General features: G+C 42.4%; 6 protein-coding genes. 3 read left to right on the top strand and 3 right to left on the bottom strand.

Going from position 1 to position 5930, the window contains the following annotated elements; genetic code table 11:
* Positions 1-157: 157 nt before the first annotated feature.
* From VIN08_RS20750 to sucD, 3 genes are all read left to right on the top strand, one after another.
* Positions 158-1054, top strand: coding sequence for a hypothetical protein (locus VIN08_RS20750; protein ID WP_331969190.1), 897 nt, complete (start codon positions 158-160; stop codon positions 1052-1054).
* A gap of 120 nt (positions 1055-1174) precedes the next feature.
* Entirely contained in the window at positions 1175-2086 is a 912-nt protein-coding gene (locus VIN08_RS20745; RefSeq protein ID WP_331969187.1) for a hypothetical protein, read from the top strand.
* 98 nt (positions 2087-2184) lie between these two features.
* Entirely contained in the window at positions 2185-3063 is an 879-nt protein-coding gene (gene sucD / locus VIN08_RS20740) for a succinate--CoA ligase subunit alpha (RefSeq protein WP_331969184.1), read from the top strand.
* 24 nt (positions 3064-3087) lie between these two features.
* Here sucD and VIN08_RS20735 read toward each other — a convergent pair whose 3' ends face one another.
* From VIN08_RS20735 to VIN08_RS20725, 3 genes are all read right to left on the bottom strand, one after another.
* The gene (locus tag VIN08_RS20735) at positions 3088-3339 is read right to left on the bottom strand and encodes a hypothetical protein (protein WP_331969182.1); all 252 of its coding nucleotides are present in this window, start codon (positions 3337-3339) and stop codon (positions 3088-3090) included.
* A 158-nt stretch (positions 3340-3497) separates the two neighbouring features.
* The gene (locus VIN08_RS20730; RefSeq protein WP_331969179.1) at positions 3498-4835 is read right to left on the bottom strand and encodes a PhoH family protein; all 1338 of its coding nucleotides are present in this window, start codon (positions 4833-4835) and stop codon (positions 3498-3500) included.
* 266 nt (positions 4836-5101) lie between these two features.
* Positions 5102-5806, bottom strand: coding sequence for an ATP-binding protein (locus tag VIN08_RS20725; RefSeq protein WP_331969176.1), 705 nt, complete (start codon positions 5804-5806; stop codon positions 5102-5104).
* Positions 5807-5930 lie beyond the last annotated feature (124 nt).

Below are 5930 nucleotides of genomic sequence, written 5' to 3'. Positions count from 1 at the left end.
ACCATTGCAGCCGTAGGACCGTGTTTTGAGTTTTATTTTAACGTTTTGAGGCCAGGAGCGGCACGACTTTGGCTAAATGTACTGAAAAGATTACCTAAGGGTAACCAGTAGTATTAACGACAAACCCACTAATTTTACGTTTTACGTGAATGCCATTATGAAAACCAAAATTCTATCCGTCCTCTCTCTATTGTTCCTGGTAGTCTTCTCTGCCGCTGCCCAGGATTACGCTTTCAAAGTATTGGTAAATAAAGGAAGCAATGAATTGAAAATAGGAGATGCCTGGCAACCTATAAAAACCGGTGCCTCTTTAAAATCTGGCGATGAACTTAAACTCTCCGATAACTCATATATAGGACTCGTGCACGCTACCGGTAAACCTATTGAGTTGAAACAAGCCGGTAACTATAAAGTAGCCGATCTGGCGGCCAAGATCAGCGGAGGTTCTAATGTGTTGAGCAAATACACGGATTTTATTCTGAGCAGCAATTCTGCTGAAGCCAAGAAAAACAGACTGAGCGCTACAGGAGCGGTACACCGCGGAGAGGCAGCCCCTATACAAATTATGCTTCCTGAAAATCAGCATGCAGATGTATATAACAACGCGATTGTTATTTCATGGGATGCTAATAAAGTTGAAGGACCGTATGTAGTAGTGATCAACAATATGTTTGGTGAAGAACTTTCAAAGATTGAAACTCCTGAGTCGTTGCTGCACATTGATCTGAGTGATGCGAAGTATGCTTCTGAAAATGCTATACTTGTTCAGGTAAGTGCCAAAGCTGATCCGAATAAAAAATCTGCCGAGCGATTGATTAAAAGACTGGCTCCTGCACAACGCGAAAAGATCAAAGTATCGTTAGGACAAATTCAGGGTGAAGTAGCTGAACAAACTGCACTGAATAAATTTATACTGGCTGGCTTCTATGAAGAGAACCACCTGTATATTGATGCTGTTGCCGCGTATGAAGATGCTATAAAACTGGCTCCGGATGTAGCTTCATACAAAGAAGCTTACGATGACTTCCTGATACGAAATGGTATGAAACGCTAAGATTTCATTAAAAAATAACGAGAAGAAGCCGCCTTATAAGCGGCTTTTTCGTTGTATGCAGAATATTCAATAAAGATGTTCTAATTTTGATATAGACAAACCCTTAATCGTATTAATGTCATGAAAACTAAGTTGGCGCTTGTAGTCGGTATTTTAATCGGATTTGCTCAGGCAGTTACGGCCCAGGACGTTGCCTTCAAGGTTCTGGTAAACAAAGGTAAAAATGAAGTGAAGAGTGGTGCGAATTGGCAGACTATAAAAGTTGGTTCGAGCCTGAAAGCGGTAGATGAATTAAAGGTTGCCGAAAATTCGTATGTAGGTTTGGTACACGTAAGTGGTAAACCGCTGGAAGTAAAACAGGCTGGTAAATATAAAGTGTCAGACCTGGCAGCGAAGGTAAGTGGAGGCTCGAGTGTATTGAATAAATATACCGACTTTATACTTAGCTCGAATACACAGAAGGGTAACAGTATGCAAGCTACCGGAGCGGTACATCGTGGTTCTATTATACCGCTATATTTACCAGTCGCTACACAGAACCCTACCATCTATAACGATGAGATCATCATTAACTGGAATTGGGATGCAGAGAAAATTCCTGGTCCATATATAGTAAAGTTCAAGAGTTTGTTTGAAGAGGAGCTTGCTTCCATGCAGACGAGTGAGAATAGTATACGTATCAATCTGGCGGACCCGAATTTCGCGAATGAAGACAATATACTGGTAACAGTACAGTCGAAGGCAGACCCGAATAAGATATCCGAACCATATACCCTGAAACGTTTGTCGAAAGCAGACAAGGCTCGCATCAAGAGTTCGCTGAACGAGATTGCTGCACAGACGCAGGAAGAAACAGCACTCAATAAATTGGTGCTGGCTGGTTTCTACGAGCAGAACTCATTGCTGATCGATGCGATCACCGCCTACCAGGAAGCGATTAAACTTGCACCGGATGTGCCCATGTTTAAAGAAGCCTATAACGACTTTTTGATCCGCAATAGATTAAAAGACAAGCCGTTAAATACTAAATAATATACCTTGAAAGGCTGTCGGGAGGCAGCCTTTTGTATTTTATTCCTCTTGGACGAATGCTTTATTCTCCTATTTTTGTGCTGCTTAAAAATCAAGTCATGAGTGTACTGGTAAATAAAAATTCAAGGATCATTGTTCAGGGGTTCACGGGCTCGGAAGGTACTTTCCATGCCGGACAGATGATTGAATACGGAACCAATGTGGTGGGCGGAGTTACTCCGGCAAAAGGCGGAACAGAACACTTGGGGCGACCAGTATTTAACACCGTGAAAGATGCTGTTGATAAAACAGGAGCAGATGTTTCTATCATTTTCGTACCTCCGGCTTTTGCTGCAGACGCGATCATGGAAGCTGCTGATGCAGGTATCAAAGTTGTTATCGCCATTACCGAAGGTATACCGGTAAAGGATATGATGATGGCCAAGAAATATATCAAGGATAAAGGTGTTACACTGATTGGCCCGAACTGCCCGGGTGTTATTACGCCAGGCGAAGCGAAAGTAGGTATCATGCCAGGCTTCGTGTTTAAAAAAGGCCGTATAGGTATTGTTTCAAAATCAGGAACACTTACATACGAAGCTGCTGATCAAATCGTGAAAGCAGGTCTTGGTGTATCAACCGCGATTGGTATAGGTGGTGACCCGATCATCGGAACACCAACCAAAGATGCTGTTGAATTACTGATGAACGATCCTGAAACGGATGCGATCGTAATGATCGGTGAGATCGGAGGTAACTATGAGCCTGTTGCTGCGCGTTGGATCAAAGAGAGCGGAAATAAAAAACCGGTAGTAGGATTCATAGCAGGTCAGACAGCGCCTCCCGGTAGAAGAATGGGCCACGCAGGTGCTATTATTGGTGGTGCTGACGATACAGCTGCTGCGAAGATGAGTGTTATGCGCGAGTGCGGTATTCATGTAGTGGAGTCACCTGCAGAGATCGGTGAAACCATGCTGAAAGCTCTTGGTAAGAAATAAGACACAACAAAAAATAAAGGCCAGTTAAAAGCTGGCCTTAAATTCTTTCTCGAGGTAATCGTTCAGATTATTCAATCCACGAAGCATATTCAATTGCTCCGCTTCATCATTTGCGTTGTCATTCCTATATAAGACTTCAACAAACAGGTCACGCAACATATAGATGTGTACTTTGCGTCCGTTCTTCAGGCGCGTGCCTAACATGATCCCTTTTTTCTTGAGGTAACTAGCTTGTTTTTGAAGAGACATCTGCCTGAAAATAAATCGAAGTATCATAAAAACACTTTTATGGTTTTGTAATACTTCTTCCAATAATAAGCCAAAATATAAAAGCCTCGAAATCGTTGTAGATTCAAGGCTTTCGTTTGGTGGATGTCTAATAATGGGAAGAAAATCTTCTGAAAATGATAAAATCGGGAGAATGTTCTGTCAGATCACATTAATTCATTCGCCAGGTTTGCCAGTTCAGACCGTTCTCCTTTTTCCAATGTAATATGGGCATATAGCTCATGATCCTGTAAGCGATCGATGAGCGTAGACAGTCCGTTACTTTGTGAATCCAGGTATGGCGTATCAATCTGGTATATATCTCCGGTAAAGATGATCTTGGTATTTTCTCCCGCGCGTGTAATAATCGTCTTTACTTCATGAGGCGTGAGGTTCTGCGCTTCATCCACAATAAAGCAGATGTTCGATAAGCTTCTTCCACGTATATAGGCGAGCGGTGTAATTACCAGTTTCTCCTGTGCCACCATCTCCGTTATCTTGGAATACTCCTTATCGGTTTCGCTATATTGATTCTGGATAAACTTCAGGTTATCCCACAGCGGCTCCATATAGGGATTCACTTTTGATTTTATATCTCCCGGAAGATACCCTATATCTTTATTGCTCAGCGGAACGATGGGTCTTGCCAGGTATATCTGCTTGTACTCGCGTTTCTGTTCAAGTGCAGCCGCCAGTGCCAGCAATGTTTTACCAGTACCTGCTACGCCCTGTATAGACACAAGTTTTATATCGGGCTTGAGCGCTGCATGTATAGCAAAGGTCTGTTCGGCATTGCGCGGTTTTACGCCGTACACGGCCCGCTTCTCTACATGCTCCAGCATACCGTTGAACGGATTGAAATAAGCCAGTGCAGATTTCTTGCCGCTCTTCAATATATAGTAGTGGTTCTTGGTTGGATTGAGTTTACCCAGAAGTTCTCCTGGTTGGCAATATCCTTTTTCGTACAGCAGGTTTATGAGATCGGAGTCTATATCTTCAATCACCGTTCTACCGGTATAGAGTGAAGATATATTCTGAACTTTGCCCGTAGTATAATCTTCCGCCTGTAGTCCTAACGATTTTGCCTTCAGGCGAAGGTTCACATCTTTAGATACCAGGATCACGCGCTTGCCTTTCTCTTCTTTCTGCAATTGTAATGCAGCGTTGAGTATACGGTGATCTGCCTTTACTTCATTGAACACTTTGTTTGCATCCACTGCACTGTTGGTGTCCATCAATACTTTAAAGTTGCCCTTGCCTTTGCCGTTTATAGGATTCCACTCCTGCAGCATGCGGTCTTTGGCAAGCTTATCGATAAGCCGGATAAATTCACGCGCTTCGAAATTTTTAGTGTCGTTGCCTTTCTTGAAATTATCAAGCTCTTCGAGTACCGTTATCGGTATACCTACATCGTGTTCATCGAAGTTGAGGATGGAGTTGTGTTCATAAATAATGACAGACGTGTCGAGTACGAAGATCTTCTTCTCCTTCTTGAGTTTAGCCATGCTTCACAAAGAACATTAGGGTGGGGTCTTGAACGGAAATTTGGATGATCAATTCTTTCCTTTAAAGGATCTTGCATGCAAAAATGTTCGTAAGACTTTTCAAATAGTTTGATGTGTCGTGTCGGTAAACATATTGTTTCATTGACACCTATATCGTATGCCGCAGTCATCACCTGGTACGAGTGCGTTGCATGACGAATTGAATGAAAGCTAAAGAAAAGGTTATGATTTGAGAATATGCGAAGTAGAAAACTTTTTTTATAACTTTACGACCCGTTTCGATGTAAGCTACTTTCACCTGACCGGAATGCCAGTGAGTAAATATCACCTCGCTCATTGGGAGAAACTCTAAGTACATCTGCCAACACCAGCAAGATCAATTTCTTTGAAGCATAGAATTTCTTGAGTCCGCTGATCTCGGTAAATTTCTTTAATGTGATCGTATTGTTAACATCCAGGTATTTCATGAGCAGGTGTTCATGCTCTCCGTAATTAAAGCGTATATCTTTTTTGTGCTGCGAGCGTTTGGCGATCTCGCGTACTTCACGACTTGCTTTTATACTCTTGTCCTCCACACGTACAAAGGACTCTTTCGTTTCGGTATCGGTTAAAAGATAATGTGGCTTGTTTGTACTCTCGGCAATTTCATATTGTATAACGGTGCGGGCATTACCAATGGGTATATATGTCTCGGTATATTTCAGCGCAGGTTTACATTTCTTCAACGCCTGTTTAATAACATGCGAATCATCTTCCGGATGCTTTAGTCCGGGTATAGTCAGGTCATCGCCAATGCCCACCAATAATATACCTCCCTTTGTATTGGCGAATGCAATCATCTCGCGAACGATCTTTTCCGGAAATGCTGCTTTGCGTTTGAACTCCAGCGTTAGCCCTTCGCGCTGCATCACCAGTTTCTTCAACTGCTGAACCTGCTGTGCATTAAAGGTGACGGATTCCTGGGGTCTCATAATACAAGAATATAGAAAACAGTATAAGCGAAGATGCAGAATGAAACGATAACTACATAATGAACGGATACGAGTGGTAAAATGTATCGGTTATCTTTTATAAAAAGCGAAAGCTTAAAGCACA

Origin of the sequence: Ohtaekwangia sp., from assembly GCF_036568665.1 — a bacterium.
Taxonomy (GTDB): Bacteria; Bacteroidota; Bacteroidia; order Cytophagales; family Cyclobacteriaceae; genus Ohtaekwangia.
This window is presented reverse-complemented; position numbering and strand designations above follow the sequence as displayed.

Excerpts from the sequence above, each read along its gene's own strand:
- VIN08_RS20750 (WP_331969190.1), top strand. The coding sequence starts at position 158 with ATGAAAACCAAAATTCTATCCGTCCTCTCTCTATTGTTCCTGGTAGTC.
- VIN08_RS20745 (WP_331969187.1), top strand. The coding sequence starts at position 1,175 with ATGAAAACTAAGTTGGCGCTTGTAGTCGGTATTTTAATCGGATTTGCT.
- sucD (WP_331969184.1), top strand. The coding sequence starts at position 2,185 with ATGAGTGTACTGGTAAATAAAAATTCAAGGATCATTGTTCAGGGGTTC.
- VIN08_RS20735 (WP_331969182.1), bottom strand. The coding sequence starts at position 3,339 with ATGATACTTCGATTTATTTTCAGGCAGATGTCTCTTCAAAAACAAGCT.
- VIN08_RS20730 (WP_331969179.1), bottom strand. The coding sequence starts at position 4,835 with ATGGCTAAACTCAAGAAGGAGAAGAAGATCTTCGTACTCGACACGTCT.
- VIN08_RS20725 (WP_331969176.1), bottom strand. The coding sequence starts at position 5,806 with ATGAGACCCCAGGAATCCGTCACCTTTAATGCACAGCAGGTTCAGCAG.